Annotated in this window: 22 protein-coding genes; 11 read left to right on the top strand and 11 right to left on the bottom strand. The window is 41.4% G+C overall.

What is annotated here, in order from left to right; translation table 11 throughout:
• Window positions 1-51: 51 nt before the first annotated feature.
• Together MLC52_RS11750 and dbpA are read left to right on the top strand one after the other, a co-directional pair.
• The gene (locus tag MLC52_RS11750) at window positions 52-711 is read left to right on the top strand and encodes a response regulator transcription factor (RefSeq protein ID WP_151899325.1); all 660 of its coding nucleotides are present in this window, start codon (window positions 52-54) and stop codon (window positions 709-711) included.
• A 27-nt stretch (window positions 712-738) separates the two neighbouring features.
• The gene (gene dbpA, locus MLC52_RS11745) at window positions 739-2,097 is read left to right on the top strand and encodes an ATP-dependent RNA helicase DbpA (RefSeq protein ID WP_434580589.1); all 1,359 of its coding nucleotides are present in this window, start codon (window positions 739-741) and stop codon (window positions 2,095-2,097) included.
• On the opposite strand, the gene MLC52_RS11740 is transcribed toward dbpA, so the two are convergent.
• Window positions 2,094-3,926 carry an ABC-F family ATP-binding cassette domain-containing protein gene (locus MLC52_RS11740; RefSeq protein WP_434580587.1) on the bottom strand — a complete coding sequence of 611 codons (1,833 nt, stop codon included), beginning with the start codon at window positions 3,924-3,926 and terminating at the stop codon, window positions 2,094-2,096. The genes dbpA and MLC52_RS11740 overlap by 4 nt on opposite strands.
• A gap of 80 nt (window positions 3,927-4,006) precedes the next feature.
• Here MLC52_RS11740 and MLC52_RS11735 point away from each other — a divergent pair, with 80 nt between their 5' ends.
• Window positions 4,007-4,234: a hypothetical protein gene (locus tag MLC52_RS11735; protein ID WP_346389801.1), complete on the top strand. Its 228-nt coding sequence runs from the start codon at window positions 4,007-4,009 to the stop codon at window positions 4,232-4,234.
• A gap of 5 nt (window positions 4,235-4,239) precedes the next feature.
• Here MLC52_RS11735 and MLC52_RS11730 read toward each other — a convergent pair whose 3' ends face one another.
• Together MLC52_RS11730 and MLC52_RS11725 are read right to left on the bottom strand one after the other, a co-directional pair.
• Window positions 4,240-4,779 carry an RBBP9/YdeN family alpha/beta hydrolase gene (locus MLC52_RS11730; protein ID WP_346389800.1) on the bottom strand — a complete coding sequence of 180 codons (540 nt, stop codon included), beginning with the start codon at window positions 4,777-4,779 and terminating at the stop codon, window positions 4,240-4,242.
• A gap of 2 nt (window positions 4,780-4,781) precedes the next feature.
• A complete protein-coding gene (locus MLC52_RS11725; RefSeq protein ID WP_151899330.1) occupies window positions 4,782-5,666 on the bottom strand; it encodes a DUF234 domain-containing protein in 885 nt (294 codons plus the stop codon).
• 145 nt (window positions 5,667-5,811) lie between these two features.
• Between MLC52_RS11725 and MLC52_RS11720 the strand changes: the two genes are divergently transcribed.
• The 8 genes from MLC52_RS11720 (at window position 5,812) to MLC52_RS11685 (ending at window position 13,504) form a co-directional block, all read left to right on the top strand.
• On the top strand, window positions 5,812-6,096 hold the full coding sequence (locus MLC52_RS11720) for a hypothetical protein (RefSeq protein ID WP_151899331.1): 285 nt from the start codon (window positions 5,812-5,814) through the stop codon (window positions 6,094-6,096).
• 162 nt (window positions 6,097-6,258) lie between these two features.
• Complete coding sequence (locus MLC52_RS11715) at window positions 6,259-6,699, top strand: HvfX family Cu-binding RiPP maturation protein (RefSeq protein ID WP_434580584.1); 441 nt, start codon at window positions 6,259-6,261, stop codon at window positions 6,697-6,699.
• A gap of 3 nt (window positions 6,700-6,702) precedes the next feature.
• Window positions 6,703-8,454 (top strand): glutamate synthase-related protein, encoded by a 1,752-nt coding sequence (locus tag MLC52_RS11710; RefSeq protein ID WP_434580583.1) that lies wholly within the window; start codon window positions 6,703-6,705, stop codon window positions 8,452-8,454.
• 71 nt (window positions 8,455-8,525) lie between these two features.
• Window positions 8,526-8,714 (top strand): hypothetical protein, encoded by a 189-nt coding sequence (locus MLC52_RS11705; protein ID WP_151901463.1) that lies wholly within the window; start codon window positions 8,526-8,528, stop codon window positions 8,712-8,714.
• Window positions 8,698-9,186 (top strand): gluconate 2-dehydrogenase subunit 3 family protein, encoded by a 489-nt coding sequence (locus MLC52_RS11700; protein ID WP_434580581.1) that lies wholly within the window; start codon window positions 8,698-8,700, stop codon window positions 9,184-9,186. Before MLC52_RS11705 ends, MLC52_RS11700 begins: the two co-directional genes overlap by 17 nt.
• A 13-nt stretch (window positions 9,187-9,199) precedes the next feature.
• Window positions 9,200-10,864, top strand: a complete 1,665-nt coding sequence (locus tag MLC52_RS11695; RefSeq protein WP_434580579.1) for a GMC family oxidoreductase — start codon at window positions 9,200-9,202, stop codon at window positions 10,862-10,864.
• The gene (msrA, locus tag MLC52_RS11690; protein ID WP_434580577.1) at window positions 10,861-12,036 is read left to right on the top strand and encodes a peptide-methionine (S)-S-oxide reductase MsrA; all 1,176 of its coding nucleotides are present in this window, start codon (window positions 10,861-10,863) and stop codon (window positions 12,034-12,036) included. Before MLC52_RS11695 ends, msrA begins: the two co-directional genes overlap by 4 nt.
• 67 nt (window positions 12,037-12,103) lie before the next feature.
• Window positions 12,104-13,504: an MBL fold metallo-hydrolase RNA specificity domain-containing protein gene (locus MLC52_RS11685; protein ID WP_434580575.1), complete on the top strand. Its 1,401-nt coding sequence runs from the start codon at window positions 12,104-12,106 to the stop codon at window positions 13,502-13,504.
• A 3-nt stretch (window positions 13,505-13,507) separates the two neighbouring features.
• On the opposite strand, the gene MLC52_RS11680 is transcribed toward MLC52_RS11685, so the two are convergent.
• The 8 genes from MLC52_RS11680 to MLC52_RS11645 all read right to left on the bottom strand — a co-directional run bounded on the left by MLC52_RS11680 (window position 13,508) and on the right by MLC52_RS11645 (window position 22,066).
• Window positions 13,508-13,876 (bottom strand): HvfA family oxazolone/thioamide-modified RiPP metallophore, encoded by a 369-nt coding sequence (locus tag MLC52_RS11680; RefSeq protein ID WP_151899337.1) that lies wholly within the window; start codon window positions 13,874-13,876, stop codon window positions 13,508-13,510.
• Window positions 13,877-13,888: 12 nt separating this feature from the next.
• Window positions 13,889-16,192: a copper-transporting P-type ATPase gene (locus tag MLC52_RS11675; protein WP_346389794.1), complete on the bottom strand. Its 2,304-nt coding sequence runs from the start codon at window positions 16,190-16,192 to the stop codon at window positions 13,889-13,891.
• A gap of 14 nt (window positions 16,193-16,206) precedes the next feature.
• Window positions 16,207-16,416 carry an SHOCT domain-containing protein gene (locus MLC52_RS11670; protein WP_151899338.1) on the bottom strand — a complete coding sequence of 70 codons (210 nt, stop codon included), beginning with the start codon at window positions 16,414-16,416 and terminating at the stop codon, window positions 16,207-16,209.
• A 10-nt stretch (window positions 16,417-16,426) separates the two neighbouring features.
• Complete coding sequence (locus tag MLC52_RS11665) at window positions 16,427-16,807, bottom strand: DUF302 domain-containing protein (protein WP_434580572.1); 381 nt, start codon at window positions 16,805-16,807, stop codon at window positions 16,427-16,429.
• 126 nt (window positions 16,808-16,933) lie between these two features.
• Window positions 16,934-18,136 carry a hypothetical protein gene (locus MLC52_RS11660; RefSeq protein ID WP_346389792.1) on the bottom strand — a complete coding sequence of 401 codons (1,203 nt, stop codon included), beginning with the start codon at window positions 18,134-18,136 and terminating at the stop codon, window positions 16,934-16,936.
• A gap of 142 nt (window positions 18,137-18,278) precedes the next feature.
• On the bottom strand, window positions 18,279-18,962 hold the full coding sequence (locus tag MLC52_RS11655) for a copper resistance protein B (protein WP_188110010.1): 684 nt from the start codon (window positions 18,960-18,962) through the stop codon (window positions 18,279-18,281).
• A 10-nt stretch (window positions 18,963-18,972) separates the two neighbouring features.
• On the bottom strand, window positions 18,973-20,688 hold the full coding sequence (locus tag MLC52_RS11650) for a copper resistance system multicopper oxidase (protein ID WP_151899342.1): 1,716 nt from the start codon (window positions 20,686-20,688) through the stop codon (window positions 18,973-18,975).
• Between the two features lie 16 nt (window positions 20,689-20,704).
• Window positions 20,705-22,066 (bottom strand): protein-disulfide reductase DsbD family protein, encoded by a 1,362-nt coding sequence (locus tag MLC52_RS11645; RefSeq protein ID WP_151899344.1) that lies wholly within the window; start codon window positions 22,064-22,066, stop codon window positions 20,705-20,707.
• Between the last annotated feature and the right edge of the window lie 5 nt (window positions 22,067-22,071).

The following is a 22,071-nucleotide window of genomic DNA, read 5'->3' as shown; positions in this document are numbered from 1 at the left end:
AAGCAAAATTACACTAAAATCTGTTAAATCTGTATTTAACTGGGATAACGCATGCAAAAGGGCAAAATATTACTTGTAGAAGATGATGAACTCTCTTCGGAACTTATTTTCGAATATTTGAGTGACTGCGGGTTTTTTGTTGAGGCTGTATTTACGGCGACTGATGGTGTGGCAAAAGTAAAAAATGAGCCGTTTGATCTTGTATTGCTTGATATAAATCTGCCTGATTTTGACGGGTTTGAAGTCTTGAAAAGTCTTAAAAATCACTCTTCTGTGCCGATTATCGTGACAAGTGCCTACAGTGATACACAGAAAAAACTTTTGGCTTTTAGATACGGAGCGAGTGACTATATGACAAAACCTTTGGATCTTGAAGAACTTGAGGCTAGAATATGGCTACAGCTTGGAAAAAACAGTGCGATTAAAACAGAAGACGAAAAAAAAATCTTTGAAATAAAAAACAATCATGTCTATTTTCAACAAAAACAGCTTGATCTGACGACTATTGAGTTTGAACTCCTCTCCTTGCTTATCAAAAACAAAAACAGTGTTATGCAGAGGGAAAAACTTGTCAATGCCCTCTCCTCTATCAGTTCGCACCGTTCTTTGGATAACCATATAAAAAATATTCGTAAAAAAATAGGCGATACCGGAACAAAAGCCCAGTATCTTAAAACGGAGTACGGTGTTGGCTATAAATTGACATTTTAGCTATAATTACAAAAAAGAAACTACTCAATGAACTTTACTACACTTCCGCTTTCTCCAAAAATGCTTCAGACTATAGAATCACTCGGTTACACACAGATGACTGCCATTCAGGCTCAGGCACTTCCTGCTGTATTGGAAGGACGTGATGTTATTGCACAGGCTAAAACAGGCAGCGGGAAAACAGCTGCTTTTGGTATAGGACTGTTGCATCATCTGGATGTGAAAAAGTTTCGTGTGCAGTCTTTGGTATTGTGCCCGACCCGTGAACTTGCCGATCAGGTTGCCAAAGAGCTGCGCCGTCTTGCACGGTTTCAGCATAATATTAAAATTTTGATGCTCACAGGCGGAGAGTCTTTTGGCAGACAGCTTGGCTCTTTGGCACATCAGGCACATGTTGTCGTGGGAACACCCGGGCGTGTTTTAAAGCACTTGCAAAAAGAGAGTCTGGATCTGAGCAATCTCAAGACTCTTGTTTTTGATGAAGCAGACAGAATGCTTGATATGGGGTTTATAGAAGAGATAGATGCTGTGCTTTCTTTTGTGCCCAAGCAAAGACAGACGCTGCTTTTTTCCGCCACTTATGATGATGAAATTTTAGCAATCAGCAAAAAACTTCAAAGCAATGCTTTACATGTAAAGACAACAGCACAGGAAGTAGAAAATAAAATAAAGCAGGAGTTTTATCAAACAGAGCATAAAACAGAAACACTCATTCGTATATTTTCTACCTATAAACCGCAAAATGTAATCGTCTTTACAAATACAAAAGTTGAAGCAAAAGAGCTTGCAGAGTCTTTGGTGCGGAACAAAATAGACGCACTGGCAATTCACGGCGATTTGGAACAGTATGAAAGAAATGACGTGCTGGTACAGTTTGCCAACAAATCCTGTCCCGTTTTGGTGGCAACTGATGTGGCAGCCCGCGGGCTTGACATAAAAGAGCTAAGCATGGTTGTCAATTACGACCTGCCCCATACTCAAGAAACATATACGCACCGTATAGGACGTACCGCAAGGGCAGGGGCAGAGGGCATTGCAATTACGTTGTATAACGAGTATGAGGCACAAAAGCTTGAACCATATGAAAATGATGAAAAACATCAATTTTTAGATGTCTCTGTGCTTAAAAAAGAGCAGGGTTTTGAAATGAAACCAGAGTTCGTGACTTTGGTCATAGAAGGCGGCAAAAAGGATAAAATCCGTGCCGGTGATATACTCGGAGCCTTAACAGGTGATGCCGGACTGCAGGGAAAAAGCATCGGTAAAATTGATTTGTACGACAGACAAAGTTATGTGGCAATTGAAAATTCTTTGATAGACGAAGCCCATAAAAAACTCAAAAACGGAAAAATCAAAAACAGAAAATTCAGCGTCTGGGTGCTTTAGCTTACTTCTTCTATCTTTAAAGTATACTCTTCTAAAATTGTATCAAGTTTGGTTTGTTCTTCTTCAAGTTTTTCAAACATCTCTTCTACCTGCTTTTCCATCTCCGAAACAGTTTTTGAAAGTTCCATGAGCGTGGCGCTGTCACCTGCATTGGATGCTTCTATAAGCTCTTCATGTTTACATGTAAGTGTATCTTCAAGTTCCATTATTGTGTTTTCGAGATTTTCGACTTTTTTCTTGAGCGGGGAAGCAAGTTTGTTCCGCTCCCGTATAAGTTCGGCACGCAGTTTTTTGTTTTCTTTGTGATTTGATTTTGGTACTGTTTTCGTTTTTTCTTCCTGCTCTTCCTCATCCCAGCCGATTTTTTCTAAAAAGTCGTCGTACCCGCCGTCAAAATATTCAGCGCCATCTTTTGCAAAGATGATGAGTCGGTCACATACACGGCGCAGTAACTCTTCGGAGTGGGTCACAATGATGCTTGAGCCTTCAAACGCATTGATGGCATTTGTAAGGGCTTCAATACTTTGCATATCAAGGTGGTTTGTCGGTTCATCCAAAAGCAGGAGATTGACATCTTTGGCAATTATCTGTCCCAGCATTACGCGGCTTTTTTCTCCGCCTGAAAGCAGGGAGATTTTTTTCTCGGCGTGTTCACCGCTAAAGAGCATCGCCCCGCAGATACTTCTGACTTTTGCTTCACTGAGTTTGGTATTGGCATTGTAAATTTCATCCATGACGGTATTGTCAGGGTTTAAATGGGCAATGTTTGTCTGTCCAAAGTGGGCAGCTTCAGTTGCGGCGTTGCAGATAATCTCCCCGCTGTTTTGTTTGAGTTCCCCTGCAATGGTGTTTAAAAGGGTTGATTTCCCTTTGCCGTTTTTTCCGATGATGCCCAGGGTTTCGCCTTTTGCAAGTGTGAAGCTGATATCTTTAAAAAGTATTTTATCTGCTGTGTAGCCAAAGCTTAAATTTTTGACATCAAGCAATACTTTGGCAGGCGTATCTTTGTAATGAAATCGAAACGCAAGCGAGGCATCCGTGTTTAAATCTTCAAGCCTGTCCATCTTTTGCAGCTGTTTTACTTTGGACTGTGCAAGCGAGGCCGTAGAGGCACGTGCTTTGTTTTTGGCGATGAACTCTTCAAGCTCTTTTACTTTTCTGTCCTGAGAGAGCTTTTGTTTCTGGTGCAGTTCGTCATCGCTTGCAAGCTGGGCATAAAACTTGTGTGTATTTCCCTCGACAAGTCTAATGTTTTTTCGTACAATGCCTGCGGTATGTGTGCATACTCCGTCCATGAAATTTCTGTCATGGGTAATAAGGATAACTTCTCCCTCAAAACTTCTTAAAAATGTCTGCAACCAGCGCAGCGAGACAATATCGAGATAGTTTGTCGGTTCGTCCAGAAGCAGTAAATTTGGCTCAGTGACCAAAAGTTTTGCGAGGTTGATGCGTATCTGGTAACCGCCAGAGAAAGAGAGCGGGTCTTTGTTCAAATCATCCGCACTAAATCCCAGTCCGAAAAGGATTTTTTCCACTCTGTAGGTATCATACTGCATCTCTTCGCCAAGAGCGAGTGCCGCTTCTTCTCCCAGTGTTTTTTCACTGAAACTCAAGTGTTGTTTGAGTATGCCGATACGATAGTTTTTTGGCAGGAGAATCTCACCCTCATCGGCTTCTTCCTCACCGGTAATTATTTTAAAAAGGGTCGATTTCCCACTGCCGTTACGTCCTACAAGCCCGAGACGGTTGCCGGAGTTGAGTTTGAGGCTGAGGTTTGAAAAAAGTTCTTGGGTGGTAAAAGATTTTGAAATATTTGTTAATTGAATCATAAAGGTATTTTACACTCTTGTCTATTAAATTTTTACATGCTTTGTGCTATAATTGGGAAAAACAGCTTAAGGAGGACGATATGAATATTGCGCAGTATACATTCCAGTCACCTTATCCGAGTCCTGTTCAGATTGGAAGACTGGATCCGAGTTCACTCAAAGATTCCTCTTCATCACAAAGTGATACATCCTCATTACTCAAGGCGAGCAATGAAACTTTAAAAAAAGCACAGGTCTTGGAGACATCGTTGAAGAGTGAAGTAAAACCGAGTGTTTCTCAGTCAAAGTCGTTGGATATTTACGCGTAAGAGAGCTATAAAACAGTTTGCAGCTCTTTGCGCATCCATTCCCATTTTCCATATCCGCTGTCTGTATTGATATGCCCTGCATTGTTGAGTATTTTTATCTTTACATGTAAAGTTTTCTGCAATTCTTTTGCTTCATCCAGACTCATATAAGGGTCATTTGTAGAGGCAATAAGCAGGGTCTCTTTTGCAAACAGCTGAGCCGGTGCCGATACTGGAAAAAATTCCTCAAGTTCTTTTATCTTACATGTAAGACTCGGCGGTGCGACAAGGTACAATTTCTCTATTTCGGGTATTTTTTTTGTATTGCATAGATGAAACCATAAGGTATTTGCGAGCGAGTGGCAGATGACGATATCTGGTTTGAAATCTGCAAGAGCAGATTCAAGCTCCTGCATCCAGACAGCAAGTTTTGGCGTATCAAAATTTGAAAACTTTAAAAAATTGACACAGCCGTATTCTTTGGCAGTCTCTCCCGCAAGCCAGCTTTGCCAGTGCGGATAATCGCTTCCTCCCCAGCCATGCAGCAGCAATACTTTCTTGGCCATGACTATTCTACCAGTCTGGCAAAGTTTTTCAGTGTTAACAGACGCAGATTTTGTCCTTTCAAAGCTTTAAGTTCACTGGAAAAACCCTTTTTTGAGACAATGACAAATATATCTGCATGAATGCCTGCTTTTTTTGCAAGCTCCTGCAGGCGAGTAAGTTCACTCTTTTTGATTTTTGTATTTGTATATTTTGTACTGCCGACAACTGTCTTGCCTGATTCTGTTTTGGCAAAGATGTCAAACTCTGCTTCTTTATCCCAGTAGCCTGAAATCTCTTCAACAGGGTCCTCTTTTGCAAAAATATCTTTGAGAAGCTCATGGGAGAGCTGGGTAAAAATCAGATTGGCAAACTCCGCTTCTCTGTTTTGCCAGCGTTTTTTTACTTCGCTGTAGTCACCGTCACGAATGCCTTTAAAAAGCGGAGAGACGAATGCAAACCAAAAACGTAAAAATGGTGTTGTAAAGTAGAGTTTGTTGTCAAGTTTTTCATCATTTTCCCAGGAGGTAAACTCTTTTTTGGGCTTTTGGACACGTATAATCCCTCTTGCTGCAAGCTCCTCTACTGCTTTGTCTCCGACTTCTTTTTCAAGTTTTGCCCGCTTGTAGCTTGCATGTGTTTTGCCGTCACCCATGGCAATGGCACTCAAAAGTGCATGATACAGCGGGGCTCCGCCCGTAATCTCACTGATATCATTGCGAATGTAGTGATAGTCTTTGAGTATGAGTTTCTCTATAAGCTCATAGGAAGGCTTTGATGTATCTATCTCGCCCCATCCTACACCGCCGAAGATTGCAAATTTTTCCAGCAAATCTTCAAAACTCTTGCCTGGATGCTCTTTGTAAAATATTTTGAATGCTTCTTTGAGTGTCTGTTTTTCTGAAATCACAGCGAATGCCTTTTTTTATAAAATTATACACTAAATAATCACTACACAGATACTACACATTTAAAATGTATAATTTTTTAATGTAATAATTGTAATATATTTTATGCTACAATTGTTCTAACTTAAAATATCAAAGGATAACAATATGAACAGGTTAAATCTTACAGCTTTACTTTTGGGCGCGGCTCTTTTTACAGGACTCGGTGCAGTTTCACTCAGTGCAGGCGATATGAAATGCGGTGCAGGAAAATGCGGATCTTCAATGGACAAGCCAATGAAAAAAGAGGGTGATTCCAAATGCGGTGCCGGTATGAAAAAAGCGGGCATGAAATGCGGTGCTGCCATGAAAGAGATGAAAGAAAAGAAAGAGATGCAGGAAAAGAAAAAAGGCGGTATGAAGTGCGGCAAAGGAAAGTGCGGCGCTAACTAGCGGGCATTTTATAACAGAGGCCTCCTCTGTTATATGAATATTATCGTATACGCTCTTGCATAAAAACACGCTCTCTTCCAAAAAACATTAAATTTTCCTGATTATACACACTTATTACACACAAAAGCAGTAAAATTTTTCATACAACTTAAGGAGTTTGTTATGAATTTGAAAAAGGTATATCTTGAGTTTTCACGTTTAGGAGAATATCTGCAGCCGTTAAGTCTGCTTTTTGCAAGACTCTTGGTAGCATACGGTTTTTATGAACCGGCAATGATGAAATGGAATGATATGAAGTCTGTTGCAGAGTGGTTTGGCTCAATGGGTATTCCGTTTCCGACACTGAATGCCTACATGGCCGCCAGTACAGAAATAACAGGGGTTGTGTTGTTGACATTAGGATTTTTTACGAGACTCATTTCTATTCCTTTGATTATCATAATGATTGTGGCCATAGTCACTGTCCATCTGCATAACGGCTTTGCAGCAGGTGATAACGGTTTTGAAATTCCACTCTATTATATGGCATTTTTATTTATTTTCTTATCTTTTGGTGCAGGAAAATTTTCATTGGACAGACTTGTTTTTGGAGAAAAAAATTAAACAATGGAAGCATTATTCAGATTTACTCATGAAATAGGAGAAATCCAATTCCCAATATTGATGTTTCTATTTAAGGCAATAACTATTCTTTTTATTGTAACTTCTATAGTTTTATTTATTTATGACAGGTATATTCAACGGGAAAACCAGCTGCTGATTAACTATCCGTTAATCGGTCGTTTGCGGTATCTGTTTTATGCACTGCGTGACCCGATGCGTCAATATTTTGGTGATGAAAAATTTTATGAATCGTTTGACAAGGTCAAATGGGTATATGACTCGGCTGAACGAAAATCCGCCTATGCCTCTTTTTCTCCCGGACAACCGCAAAAAACTGCAAGACTGGGCATTAAAAATGCCAACTGTGTGCTTAATACAGAAGATGTGAGCGATGATTTTTCTGCAACTTTTGGAGAAGATTCTCCCAAGCCTTTTACAACAAGATCTGTTCTCGGGCGGAGTGCCATGAGTGACGGGGCTATCTCTCCTGAGGGAACACGTGCTTTTACCAAAGGGGCTTATCTTGGAAAATTTCCTATCAATACAGGAGAAGGCAGTCTGACTTCAAACTTTTTTTATACCCATAAATATACAAGAGAGTGTCAGTTTTTTCAAATCCAAGAGGGAACTTTCTTTGCAAAAAATGTGTATAGAGTTGTAAAATTTTTCATCAACCCGGCCACTGCACAAAAGGTATACAAACATATGGTTGTGACAACTCCTGCTCCTGACAGTTATCTTTTTGATAAAACGGAATTGGTTTTTTACCGGGTTAACTGGGATGCTCCTATGAGCACTTTTCCTTCACAGGTGCCTGATGATATGCCTGATATTATTTTTCAGATGGGAAGCGGACTCTACGGTGTGCGGGACAAAGAAGGAAATTTCTGTGAGGAACGCTACCAAAAGACAATGCGTTTTTGTAAAATGACAGAGATTAAAATGGCACAGGGAGCAAAGCAGACCGGAGGGAAACTGCTTGCATCCAAGGTAAGCGAAGAGATCGCCTATTATCGCGGGGTAGAAGCACACAAAAATCTTTTCAGTCCAAATCAGTTTCCTTTTGCACACAGCATAGAAGAGCTTTTTGATTTTACGGGCAGGCTCAAAGCCTTGTCTGAAAAACCGGTAGGCATCAAGCTTGTGATTTCATCCCAGGAGAATTTTACAGAGTATGCAAATCTTATCCAACAGCGCCTTGCTGCCGGTTCAAATGCCTATCCTGATTTTATTACCATAGACGGCGGAGACGGAGGAAGCGGTGCTGCACCACTGGAGATGATGATGAGTGTCGGCATGAATATTGCAAAGGCACTTTATATAGCAGATAGCGAGTTAAGAAGAGTAGGCGCACGACAAAAAGTCAAACTCATTGCAAGCGAAAAAGTACTGACACCTGATGATGCTGTTGTCCTGTTCGGTTTGGGCGCGGACTATGTAGCCATAGCAAGAGCTTTTATGATGAGTGCCGGATGTATCCGAGCACGGGAGTGTTCAGGGGCACACGGTCGTGCCTGTCCTGTCGGTCTGGCAACACAGGACAAGAAAAAAAGAGCCTCTTTCTTGATAGAGAAAAAAGCAAGAAACATTGCATCATATCATGAACAGCTGCTTTTTGGAATACGAAACCTGCTCGCTGTGATGGGCTTACACCATATAAAACAACTTGAAAAAGAGAATCTTATTTTCAGAGACAACAGTGGAAAAACATACATGGATGTTGAACGTTATTTTGAAGAAATGCTGATAAACTAAAAAGGTGTTACACAATTATTACACACTTTTTGAGTATAATAGTTGTAATAATTAAAAAGAAGGAGGCTGTGATGTGTATTCCTCACAGTACCGCAGGTACAGTTACACAAACTTTTGTGAAAGAGAAAAAGCCTAAAAAACATATACAAAAACCTTCAAAAGAGATGCTTGAAAAAGGGGATCCTGATTTTGTGGATGAACGGACATCCTCTTATAAACCAAAAAAGAAAGGTTCTTTTTTTGATGACCTTTTCTCGTAGAAAATTTTTACAGGCAAGTTTTCTTTCCGGTGCTGTTTTTTTAATGGACGGATGCACCCTTTTTGGCGTGACAACACCCTTGCAAACCTTCACCCTTTTACACAAAGACCTGTTCCCTCAGGCACAGCATTTAGGGATACAAACTGCTCCGTACATGCAAAAAATATTTCATCACAGCCGCATAAGCGATGCGGATAAAACTTTCTTAAAAAACGGTGTGAAATGGCTGAATGAAGAAGCCATTCAAAGCTATAGACAAGAGTATACAAAGCTTTCACCAATGCAAAGGCAAAGTATTCTTGAGAATATAACACAAACAGAGTGGGGAGAGAGTTTTGTTTATGATGTGATGAACTCTATGTTTGAAGCAATGCTCGGTGACCCTGTATATGGCGGAAACAACAAAGAAGCCGGTTGGCAATGGCTCAATTTCAAAGGCGGACAACCCAGACCGCAAAAGGCTTACATGTAATGGCCGAGATATAATGGTTGATGTATGTATAATCGGCAGCGGAGCAGGCGGCTCACCAATCGCCTATGAACTTGCCAATGCCGGGTTCAGTGTTGTCGTTTTGGAAAAAGGCGAAAACTATATAGAGCGTGATTTTAACAAAGATGAAATAGCCGTCACACGACGTGATATGTTTACTCCGCCGCTGAGTGAACAAAAACATATTATAAATGAGTATAACGCAGACGGTAGTTTTACCCGTTATGACGGGGAAGCATCGGGCTGGAATTTTTGGAACGGCTCCATGGTGGGCGGTTCCTCAAACCTGATGAGCGGATATTTTCACAGACTCAAGCCAAATGATTTTAAACTCAAGAGCATATACGGCGAGATCAAAGGGGCAAATATTGTTGACTGGGCGATCAGCTATGAAGATTTGGAACCGTATTATGACAAGGTTGAAAAAGTTGTGGGTGTGAGCGGGAAAATTGTCAAACACAAACATCTTGAACCGCGCTCAAGTGCAGATCTGCCTTACCCTGAGTTGCAGACAAACGGTGTAACAAAATGGTTTGACCTTACATGTAAAGAGCTTCATTATACCCCGATACCGACACCGCGTGCCATCTTGTCCCAAAATGCACTTGGACGCAATGCCTGTTACTATTCCAATTTTTGCGGCAGTTACGGCTGTGCAAGCGGAGCAAAGGGAAGCGGTCGTGCCGCTTTGCTGCAAAAATGCAAGGCAAAAATCATTACAGATGCTTTTGTGTACAAACTTCAAAGCAATGATAAAAAAGTGACACGGGCGTACTACTACACAAAACGCGGTATCAGACACTCTGTGCAGGCAAAAATTTTTGTTGTAGCGGCACAGGCGATCGAGACCTCAAGACTCTTGCTCAATTCTAAAAACGAGCATTTTCCAAATGGTTTGGCAAACTCCAGCGGCGAAGTCGGGAAAAATCTTATTTTTTCTGCAGGCGGCAGCGGCAGCGGACGCTTTGTCTTTGAAAAACTGACACCGCAGCAGCAAAAAGAGCTGATGGAAGTCGGTGTCTTTTTCAACCGTTCTTTGCAGGACTGGTATGATTTTGAAATGAATGCAAAGATGCAAAAAGGCGGAACGATTGACTTTTTGTTTGAGCATCAAAATATTATTTCCCGTGTGATGCGGGAAGTTTATGATGAAAACGGAAATCTCTTGTGGGGTGATGCCCTTGCCAAGAAAATTAAAAAACGCATAACACGCTCAAGAGTACTGACCTTTGAAGTCTTTAACGACTGGCTGCCTACGGATAAATGCTTTGTGAGTGTGGATGATACAGTCAGGGACAAATACGGTGTACCTGTCGGGGTTATAAATCTCTACGGACATCCGCATGACCTGGAAGTAGGAGAATATTTGGCACAAAAAGCAGTGAAAGTGTTGCAAAAGCTTGGGTGTGAGGAGATTGATTACTCCATCTCTTCTGCACCGCCTCCAAATCTTGTCGCGGGCGGATGCAGGTTTGGCGAAGATGTCAAAACATCGGTACTGGATAAAAACTGCAAAGCCCATGATTTGGCAAATCTCTATGTCTCAGATGCCTCTTTTATGCCGACAGGCGGGAGTGTTCCCTACACATGGACGATTTATGCAAACGCATTTCGGGTGGCGGATGTTATCAAAGAACAATTAAAGAAGGAAAAGTCATGATAGTCTCAATAGTATTTGCGGCAGGATGTTTTTGGGGTGTTGAGAAACATTTTGAACATATGCAGGGGGTTGTCAGTGCCGAGTCCGGTTATGCAGGCGGGAACTATGCAAACCCGATCTATGAAAAGGTACTGAAAAACCGTTACAACAAAGACGGCAAAAAGATCATCAACTACACCGAATCGGTCAAAGTCGTTTATGACAATTCTAAAACAGATGCAAAAACACTGATACAGTCTTTTTGGGAACTGCATGATCCGACACAGGCAAACGGGCAGGGTAATGACATCGGAAACAATTACAGAAGCGCCATTTTTTACACAATACCCAGACAGGAAAAAATTGCTCACGAGACAGAAAAGGTGTATCAAAAGCTTTTAAGACAAAAGGGCTTTGGTACAATACAGACAGAAATAAAACCGTTGAAGCATTTTTATACGGCAGAGGCCTACCATCAGGATTATCTGCAAAAACATCCCAACGGCTACTGTCCAAATCATGCCACCGGTGTCAAGTTTCAAAAAGAACAAGCAAAAGATGATTTTGTAACACCTTTGGGCGGCAAAGAGATTTTGGTCATCAAAAGTTCTAATTTTTGTCCCTATTGTGAAAAATTTGATGCAGAGGTGGCAAAAAACTATAAAGGGAAAGTGCCGATGCGGACAGTTCTGGCAAGTGATTTGAAGGGCTTTGCAATACAAACAAAACTTTATGCAACGCCTACTGTACTTTTTATAGAAGATGGAAAAGAAATAGCCGGTCATGTCGGTTTTATGAATGAAAAAGAATTTTATAAAGCCCTGGGTGATTTTAAACTGGGTAAAAATTCCGAGAGTTACAAGGTAGCGTTTAATCAAGGCACGGACAACCGCTTTTGCAAACAGTATGATATATTTAAACATACGTCTGAGGGTGTATTTGTAGACAAACTCAGCGGTGAAGTGCTGTTTGACACACGTGACAGGTTTAATTCAGGAACCGGATGGCTCAGTTTTTACAAGGCGGTTGACGGTGCGACAATACAAAAAGAGGACAACAGTTTCGGTATGCAGAGGATTGAAATTATTGCAAAAAAAAGCGGTATACATTTGGGGCATGTTTTTCCTTTGCCCGATGGACGTAAACGGTTTTGTATCAATGCAAGTGTCCTTGAATTTATACCAAGAAAGTAGTTTGGCAGATTTTTAAGAAATATTGGCGTATAATCGTTACATGTAGATTACATGTAAAGGATTTGTGATGGCAACAGTGAGATCGTACGGTGCAACAAAAGAGGTGACAGGTTCGTGTCATGTCCTTAAAATTGATGGCGTGAAAATCATGATAGACTGCGGGATGTTTCAGGGCGAAGATGAAGAGAAAAACGAAGAGGCCTTTTATTTTGAACCCTCGAGTATAGATTATCTTTTGGTGACACATGCCCATCTTGATCATATCGGACGGATTCCCAAACTGGTCAAAGAGGGTTTTAAGGGAAAAATATATGCTACTGCCGCCACAATGGATTTGGCAGAGATTATTTTGATGGACAGTGCGAAAATAATGAGTGAAGATTTTCAAACAAAGTACAGAAAAGCACTGCGCAAAGGAAGAGAAAAAAAACTTTCAAAACCACTCTACCAGCCTTTAGATGTGGAAAAAACATTTCAAAGTATAGAGTGGGTCAATCCTGAATATGACAAATATTATGATTTATGCGAAGGTGTGAGTTTTGTCTACCGTAATGCAGGGCATATCTTAGGTTCCGCTTTTATCGAACTCTCTTATATGGACAAGAGTGATTCGCATACTATTGTATTTTCAGGTGACATCGGAAATGATAACGGCCTTGTCATGCCAAATTTAAACAAATGTGACAAAACACAAAGTCTGTATGTTGAAACAACCTATGGAGACAGAGACCATCAGCCAATTGATGCAACAATCAAAGAGTTTAAAAAGGTTGTTGTAAAAACGCTCAATAACCGTGGAAATGTGCTGATACCGTCATTTGCGGTGGAACGTACGCAGGAGTTGCTGTGTATTTTAAGAGAGATGCATGAGAGCGGAGAGTTGCCAAAATGTAAAGTGTTTTTGGATTCTCCCATGGCAACGCGGGCAACAGCCGTATATCGAAAATATGTGAATGAATTGACAAACAAATGTCAGGCAAATGTGCAAGAAGACGGAACAGTTTTTAATTTTGATTCGCTTGTCTATACCGAAACACCTGAAGCCTCAAAAAGCATAAATGATATAAGAAGCCGTGCTATCATCATTGCAGGAGCAGGAATGTGCAACGGCGGACGCATTACACACCATTTTAAACACAGAATCTGGGATAAACGCAATGCCGTGATTTTTGTAGGATTTCAGGCTGAGGGAACCTTGGGACGTGAAATCGTCGAGGGAGCAAAATGGATCAATGTTTTGGGAGAAGATATTGTTGTCAAGGCATCTATTCATACAATTAACGGTTTTTCTGCCCATGCGGACAGAGACGGAATCTTAGAGTGGATCTCGAGTATGCAAGATTTGAAAAAAGTCTTCTTGGTACATGGAGAACTCAAGAGTCAAAAAGCTTTTAAGAAAATGCTAAATAAAAAACTGCATCTGGATGCGCATATTGTTTCTTTTAAAGAGAAAATAGTTCTCGACTAAGAACTATTTCATGGAACCGCCGCATTTCCCTGCACCGCATTTCATTGTGGGTGCCGGCATGGCTGCACCGCATTTGCCTTCTCCGCATTTGAGTGTCATAATGTGTGTTTTGGGATCTCTTACACAATCATACATTTTTTTTGTACTTTTTGCATTTTTTACACAGTTTTGACGCGGATCATCCTGTCTCATCTGTGCTAAAATATTTTTCTTTTTTTTGACAAGTGCTGCACTGCCGTCAAACATATTTGCGCCGCATTTTCCGGAGCCGCATTTCATCCCCGGCGCCGAAGATTTGGCAACTTTTTTCTCATCGCTGCAGGCACTTATGAAGAGTACAAAAGTGCTGAGCGTCAGTAAAACAATTTTCATTATACCTCCTGATTACAGTTTTACATTTTTTAAACGCAGTGCGTTTGCAATAACAGAAACAGAGCTGAAACTCATAGCTGCTGCGGCAATAATAGGGGAGAGTACAATCCCAAAGAACGGATAGAGTACACCTGCCGCAATCGGGACGCCGGCGCTGTTGTACACAAAAGCAAAAAAGAGATTTTGTCTGATGTTTTGCATTGTGGCGCGAGAGAGCCGCAGTACTTTTACAATACCCAGCAGATCGCCTTTTATAAGAGTGACTCCCGCACTCTCAATAGCCACATCTGTACCTGTTCCCATGGCAATTCCGACATCTGCCTGTGCCAGTGCCGGAGCATCATTAATGCCGTCACCGGCCATAGCAACGCGTGCTCCATTACTTTGGAGCTCTTTTACAACATCTGCCTTGCCGTCTGGCAGGACATTGGCATATACTTTTGAAATGCCAAGTTTTTTGGCAACAGCATTGGCTGTAAATTCATTGTCTCCACTGAGCATGACAACTGTTATGCCCTCTTTTTCCAAGGTGTGTACAGCTTCAACAGAAGTCTCTTTTATAGGGTCTTCTATCGCAATAATTGCACAATATTTATCATCTATTGCCATAAAAATAATACCTTTTGCATCATTGCGCATGGCATCTGCTTTTGTCTGGACCTCCTCGATGGAGATACCCTGTTCCTGCAGAAGTTTTTCACTGCCCAGAATTATTTTTTTACCGTCAATTTTGGCAATGACTCCTTTGCCGGGCACCGCTTCAAAATTGTCTACATTGATAAGTGAAATATTTGACTCTTTTGCATAGTCTATAACAGACTGTGCAAGAGGATGCTCACTGGCACGCTCAAGTGAAGCAGCATATTTTATAAGCTCTTGCGTATCATAGCCGGGTGCAGTGAGAAAATCGGTCACTTTTGGTTTTCCAAGAGTCAGTGTTCCTGTTTTGTCTACTACGAGAGTGTCTATTTTTTCCATCGTTTCAAGTGTTTTTGCATCTTTAATCAGTATACCCGAGAGTGCCGCACGACCGGTTGCTACCATAATTGAGATCGGTGTAGCAAGGCCGAGGGCACACGGGCAGGCAATAATTAAAACAGAAACGGCAGCGACAACGGCATACGCCAGTTGCGGAGACGGTCCCCAGATATACCAGCCTGTAAAAGCAAGTACCGCTGAAATGACAACTGCAGGTACAAAATAACTTGACACTGTGTCGGCAAGCTGTTGGATCGGTGCACGGGAGCGCTGGGCCTGTGCTACCATCTGGACAATCTGTGCAAGCATCGTATCCGAGCCTACTTTTGTCGCCTGCATAACCAAGGTGCCGTTTTTATTGATGGTAGCCCCTATGAGTGTATCGCCTACTGTTTTTTGCACAAGAACAGGTTCTCCTGTAATCATAGACTCGTCAATATTGCTTTGTCCTTCGATAACAATGCCGTCAACAGGAATTTTTTCTCCCGGTTTTACTCTTAGTTTGTCACCTACATGTACAAGTTCGAGATTTACTTCCTCTTCATTTCCTTCTTCATCTATAATTCTATGCGCTTTTTTTGGCGCAAGATTCAGAAGTGTTTTGATGGCTGTGTTTGTTTTGCTTCTTGCCCGCAGTTCCAGCACCTGTCCTAAAAGAACAAGGGTGGTAATGACGGCTGCTGCTTCAAAGTAAACAGGGACAACACCTTCTTTTGTGTGCATTAAAGGCGGAAAAATTTCAGGAAAGAAAAGAGCCACGATACTGTAAAGATAGGCGGCTCCCACACCCATGGAAATGAGTGTAAACATATTGAGGTTCCATGTTTTTACCGACTGGTAGCCTTTGACATAAAAAGGCCAGCCACCCCAAAGTACAACAGGCGTTGCCAGAACAAATTCAATCCACTGTACTAATTGCGCACTCAGCCAGGAGGGAATATACTGCGGAGTAATGTCATGAACCATTGCCAGGGCAAACAAAGGAATTGACAAAACGGTGCTTATCAAAAAGCGGCGGCTCATATCGTCAAGTTCTTCGTTTTTCTCTTCGGCCTGTACGGTGACAGGTTCAAGATGCATACCGCATATAGGGCAGTTTCCCGGTTCATCACGGATGATTTCGGGATGCATGGGACAGGTGTACTGTGTCTTAATCGTCGGCAGTGCCTCAACCTCTTTTTCAAGGGTCATGCCGCATTTTGGACAGTTTCCGGGATGGTCCTGGTGAATCTCCGGATGCATAGGACAGGTATAAAATACATTGCCTATTTCACAGGAATCATCAATACAGTATATATTTTCTTCTTCTGTGTTTTCTTCTGTTTTCTTTTCACTCATAATACACCTCCAAATCAGTGTTTCAGCAGTTCTTTTTTTCGTTTGTACTCTTCTTCGTCTATTTCGCCGTTTGCATACTTTCTGTCTAAAATATCTCGTGCCGATTCTCTGTCAGTGTTGTTATTGTTGTTGATAAAATAAAAAAGCGCAAAAATTAAAAGCAACGGTATAATCCATCCTAAACCCATTGTAAACCCCCATCCTGTCATTGCATGATCAAACATACTGTTTCCTTTAAAAAGCACTCATAAGAGTACGCAAGTTATTGAAAATTTCGCTCATATGCTGTTTAAAATCTTCGTCTACATCGACTGCATTGAGCATCTCTTCTATGCCGATTGTCGCCAGAACCGTTTTACCGTTTTGTTCGTAAATGGATATTCGGCAGGGAAGATACACGGAAATATCGGCAATGGCATTGAGTGCCATGTTTGCAGCAGGAGGATTGCAAAGTTCATACACTGTGATTGGTGTTTTAAGTTCAAATCCCTTGCTTTTCAATATCTTTTGAAAATCATAAGACCCCAATACACCAAAACCTAATGCTTTTGCCTTGTCCTGAATCTCTGCTTTGACTGTTTCAAGAGGAGTGCTCGTTTGTGTTTTGTAAATCATCTTCCATCCTTTTAGAATTTATTTTAGAAAAGTATAGTAAGAGTTTGTGGTGAATTTGTGAGTTTCGTAAAAGATGTCATGCTATGGAGGAGAAAAGTCTATAGCATGACAGAAAAAAAGGAAGTGTTAGAAAACCGCACGTAATGTAAAGTATATTTCATTGCGTTTTTGAGAATTTTGATTAAAGACATAATCAAACTGACATTGCACATTTTCTTTGTAAAAATATTTGACAGCCAGAAGTTGTGCATTGTCTGCAGAGTTTGTATATGCACCGTTGTCTGCCGCCCTGTAGCCTGCTGAGAACATAAGAATATGTGCAACAGGCGCTATCTCACCCATAATGGTAGCTGCTTTTACCTTGTTTGGAGTCTGTGCAAAGAGACTGCCTTGTTTTGCCTGGGCATAGGTGAGAAAAACACTCACAGGAAGTGTGTCAACGGATCCCATAGCCTGAAAGTTCAGTGCGAATTTGTCTGTTTTATCTTCTATTTTTGGTAAAGAAGTATTGGCATCATCTCTTGAGGCTGTTCCCCACCAGATTTGAGTGCTCATGCCAAGATCCCAGTTGCCGACCTGTGGTGTAAAAGCAAGGGAAGCGTAATGTGCGGGTGTAACACCTGAGACGGTACCGACAGTTGGTACATAGGCAGAGTAAACACCGTACCATAAATCACTTGCAATATAAAAGCCGATACCTTCTGCAGCAGCTTCTCCTCCTGCATTATTGACAATGTAAGACTGCGCAGATGTGACAGAAACAGCTTCAAGTGTCTGCCCGTTTGCTTTGGAACCGGTTGCCAGTGTGTCATAAGAAGCGGCTGCTCCAAATTCACTTGTTCGGTAAAATACAGTTCCGAGTGTATAGTTTGGAAGTTCATAGACAACAGGCACTACCAAAGTAGCGAGTTGAAATACAGGATCATTTCCGTCTTCTGATTCGTAACCGATTTCGGTAAATACACCAATATTGTTGGCAACACGCCCTGCTATCATAAAGCCAAGAGCCTGTGGAAACTGAATTTGGGCTGCTTCGGCAGGATCTTCTCCTTGAACATACCCGATTTTAACATTCAAAGAGAGGTTGAGTGTGTCTGTCAGTGAAAGAAATTTCCCGTTTTGGTCATCATAAATCGACTTTTGTGCACCGACCATTGTGTAGCCGCTTGCCTTAAAGCTTCGTCCGAAACGATTGAGCGCAGGAAATCCGTTTTGTGAATGGCAGGCATTACACGAGATTCCCATCTGTCTTGCAAATGCCGGAATAGCGTAAGCATTTGTTACAAAAGTGACGAGACTGATACCGAGTAAAAAAAACATTTTTAACATAATATACCCCTTATTCTTAAGTTTTAAAATTAGTTTTGAAATGCAAAACAACACTTAAGATATTGATACGGTATCAAAAAAGTGTGATGAGTTTGTGAGGAAATACTGTAAGCCAAAAAAAGCTTACAGGTTTAGTAGCGAATTAAAACCAAAATCGAAGACCAAAAGTCGCATAAGCTTCATTAAGCGGAGAGTAGGTATTTGTTGTCCCAAAGTTTTTTGCCCATTCAATGCCGACATAGGGGGCGAACTGTCTTCTGAATTCATATCGAAGTCTTGCGCCGAGAGTAAGATTTGAGATGCCTGAACCGTAACCCATAGTCGGGGCATCTTTTGCATAGGCATCGAGTGTAAATTTTGGTGTGAGGATGAGTCTTTGGGTGATGAGTGCCTCATATTCCATGTCAATTCTCAGACCAATATTGCCATCGTCACTAAAAAGTAAAGCTGCCCGTGTTTCAAAAAAGTAAGGAGCCAGGCCGGAGAGAGCAAGAACGCCCCATGTTTTGTTGTTTGATCCGGCTATATCGTAACTGATACCGGCCTGCACATCCCAAAAAGGGGCAACCGCACGGGAGTAGAGGAGTTGATTTTCACTGCTTGCATCGCCACTGTTGGGCTTTTCTCCCTCACTGTAGAAGTAAAGTTTGTTGAGATCATAGCCAATGTATCCATAGGTGTCCCAGTAAAGATTTTTTTCGCTGTTTGTCTGGTACTCCAGGTTGTCAGCGGTAAAAGTTGCACGCAGGGTATCACCACCTCCACCGGCAAAAGAGAGCGTTGCCAGAGTCGTTAAAAGTGTTAATTTTGTGAGTATATTTTTCATCATAAATCCTTTAATCAACCACGACTTTTCTAAACATATCTGTCATGTGATAGAGTAAGTGGCAGTGGTACGCCCATGCACCTTTTGCATCCACTGTGACACGAAAGCTTATTTTGGAACCGGGCTGTGAGATAATAGTGTGTTTGCGTACCAAATGATTTTCATCACCGGTTTCAAGATCACTCCATAAGCCATGCAAATGCATTGGATGGTTCATCATAGTGTCATTTATATAAGTGATACGCAGACGTTCGCCGTAATGAAACTCCAAAGGTGCCGCTTCATGATAAGGAATACCGTTAATAGACCACATGTAACGCTCCATATTTCCTGTTAGATGCAAAACGATCTCTCTGTCTGGATATCTGTCTTCTTTTGTAGAGCGCAAAGAGCGTAAATCTGCATAGGTTAATACTTTTCTTCCGTTGTTTCTTAGTCCGACACCCGGGTCATCGAGTCTGTACTGCGGATTCATTGCCCGCATGGTTGTGCCGACATCCCATCGTATTGGCAGTTTTGTAAGGGGAATGGGCTTTTGTAGAGATGGCATTGATTGTTTCTTTGCCATATCCATACTTTTCATCTGTGCCATATCTTTACTCATGCCCATATCAAGCATTGTAAGTGCTTGCGGCGGATCCATTTGCGGCACTTCTGCCAATATATTTGCATCTGTTGAGAGGTTTCCGAGTGCATAGCCTTTTCTTGCTATACTTTGTGCAAAAATAGCATAGGCTTTGTCATTTTCGGGTTCAACTATGACATCATATGTCTCTGCAACACCTATGCGAAACTCATCCACATCCACAGGCTGTATATTATTGCCATCTGCTGCAACAACTTTCATTGTAAGCCCTGGAATGCGAACATCAAAAAATGTCATTGCGGCTGCATTTATAAATCGAAGCCGTACTTTTTCTCCGTTTTGAAAAAGTGCCCTAAAACGTGTTGCCGGATTTTGCCCGTTCATCAAAAAAGTATAGGTGTAGGCTGTTACATCAGAGAGATCTCTGTCTGACATACGCATTTTATTCCACATTTGACGTGCTTTAAAGGCTTCAACAAATCCTTTGTCTTTGACTTCCCAAAAGAAATCGCCGACAGTTCTTCTGTTAAAATTATAATAATCAGGAAAAAGCTTCAGTTTTCGGTAAATAGCTGCGGGTTTTTCATCTGAATAATCGGATAAAAGGACAACATAGTCTTTGTCGTATTCATAGGGATCTTTCTCTTTTGGTTCTATGACAATGGCGCCGTAAACACCTGTCTGTTCCTGAAAAGCAGAATGGGAATGATACCAAAAGGTTCCGCTTTGACGGACGGTAAAGGTATAGGTAAATGTCTCTCCCGGCGCGATACCGTCATAGCTGATTCCCGGAACGCCGTCCATTTGGTAGGGTAAAATGATACCGTGCCAGTGAATAGAGGCGGATTCGTTGAGATTGTTGGTTACATGTAAGGTAATTGTGTCGCCTTCGCGCCACCTGAGTGTAGGACCCTGCAGCATAGCATTGACTGCCGTAGCATATGAGGGTTTTCCTGTTACATTGACAAGGGTTTTGTCTATAGACAGATTAAAAACCGTTCCTGAGAGTTCTTCGGTCTTTTTGCGCTTTTTAACTGTGTCGGTTGAAGCGTTGAGGTTTATTCCGTAAAGCATTGCACCTGAAGCGACAACGCCTTTGACAAAAGTTCTTCTTGATAAAGAGTGTTTATTGTGTTTCATAAGAATGCCTTTTTTGTTATTCTGCATTTAAATCAAGTACATCAAATAATTCTTTTGCACCTTCATAGCCGTAATGTATTGAATCCGTTTGGGGTGTTCCGTCACTCTCTATGAGCAAGAATGCGGGATAGCCGAAAACACCGTATTTTTCTTTAATAGCCAGTGTGTCTTTATTGCTTTTATCAGACAAATCAACTACTAAGGCAATATATTTGTTATTAAGAATTTCAATAATTTTTGGATCTTTGAATGTTGTTTCATCGAGTTTTTTGCAAACCTTGCAATATTTTGAATGAAAATAGACAAATACAGGCTTGTCGGTTTGTTTTGCCAGCGCTAATTTTTCATCCATTGTTTTGAGGTTTGGTACTTCTGTAAAAAGAGAAGGTGTTTTTGTAACCGTCTGCAAACTTGATGTTGATTGTTGTACAGCGTTGCTTTTGAGTGGCATATATATGTTGTCATGCCCCATAGCAGCTCCTGTCAAGCTGATAGTTCCCCAAACAAGACACAGTATTGCCAGAGTTCTTAAAAACCTCTGCCATAGCGTCAAGGACTCATCTGTTGTTGCCAAGGGGTATATAAATGCGCCGATTATTATAAAATAAACACCCCACAGATACAAAGAAGAAAAGAGTTCAAGCTCGGAAAATATACTTACAGCAACACCTAAAAGGAGAATACCGAAAAAGTACTTTACATAATCCATCCATGCGCCTGCTTTTGGAATCAGATATCCGGCACCCAGACCAACGAGTAAGAGCGGAACACCCATACCAAGAGAGAGTGCAAACATCATCTCTGCTCCCAAAACAGGATTTGCCTGTGCAATGGCAACACTTAGAAATGAGATAATGACAGGCGAGACACAGGCTCCTAAAATAAGGGCCGAGAGTAAACCGAGCAAAAAAACGGCAAAAAAGGTACCGCCTTTAATATTTCGGGTTTGACTGTCAAGTTTTGACTGAATAAAAGAGGGCATTTGCAGGTTGAAAAAACCAAACATAGAAAGTGCCAGCAGAAAAAAGACAAAGCTCATAATACCAATCGCCCAGATATTTTGAAAGTAGGATTGCAGCTGTTCTCCTGTAGCCCCGGCAAGAGCACCCATAAGTGTATAGGTCAGTGCTGTGCCAAGAACATAAGCAACAGAGAGGAGTAAACCGTTTTTCTTGGTAAGCTTTTCACCCTGTCCGGCTATGATACTTGAGAGAATCGGAATCATAGGCAGTACACAGGGAGTAAAAGTAAGCAGTAATCCGGCTCCAAAGGCTCCGAGTAACAATCCCAGAAGCGTGTGTGTTTGGAGACTTTCTGCATTGGCAAACAACGGAATTGTTACTAACAGCAGAAAAAGTAAAATAATCTTTTTTCTCATCTTTT

The organism is Sulfurimonas sp. NW15, assembly GCF_051132285.1.
In the GTDB taxonomy this organism is placed as follows: domain Bacteria; phylum Campylobacterota; class Campylobacteria; order Campylobacterales; family Sulfurimonadaceae; genus Sulfurimonas; species Sulfurimonas hydrogeniphila.
The sequence above is the reverse complement of the archived record's forward strand: the minus strand, read 5'-3'. Positions and strand labels throughout refer to the sequence as shown.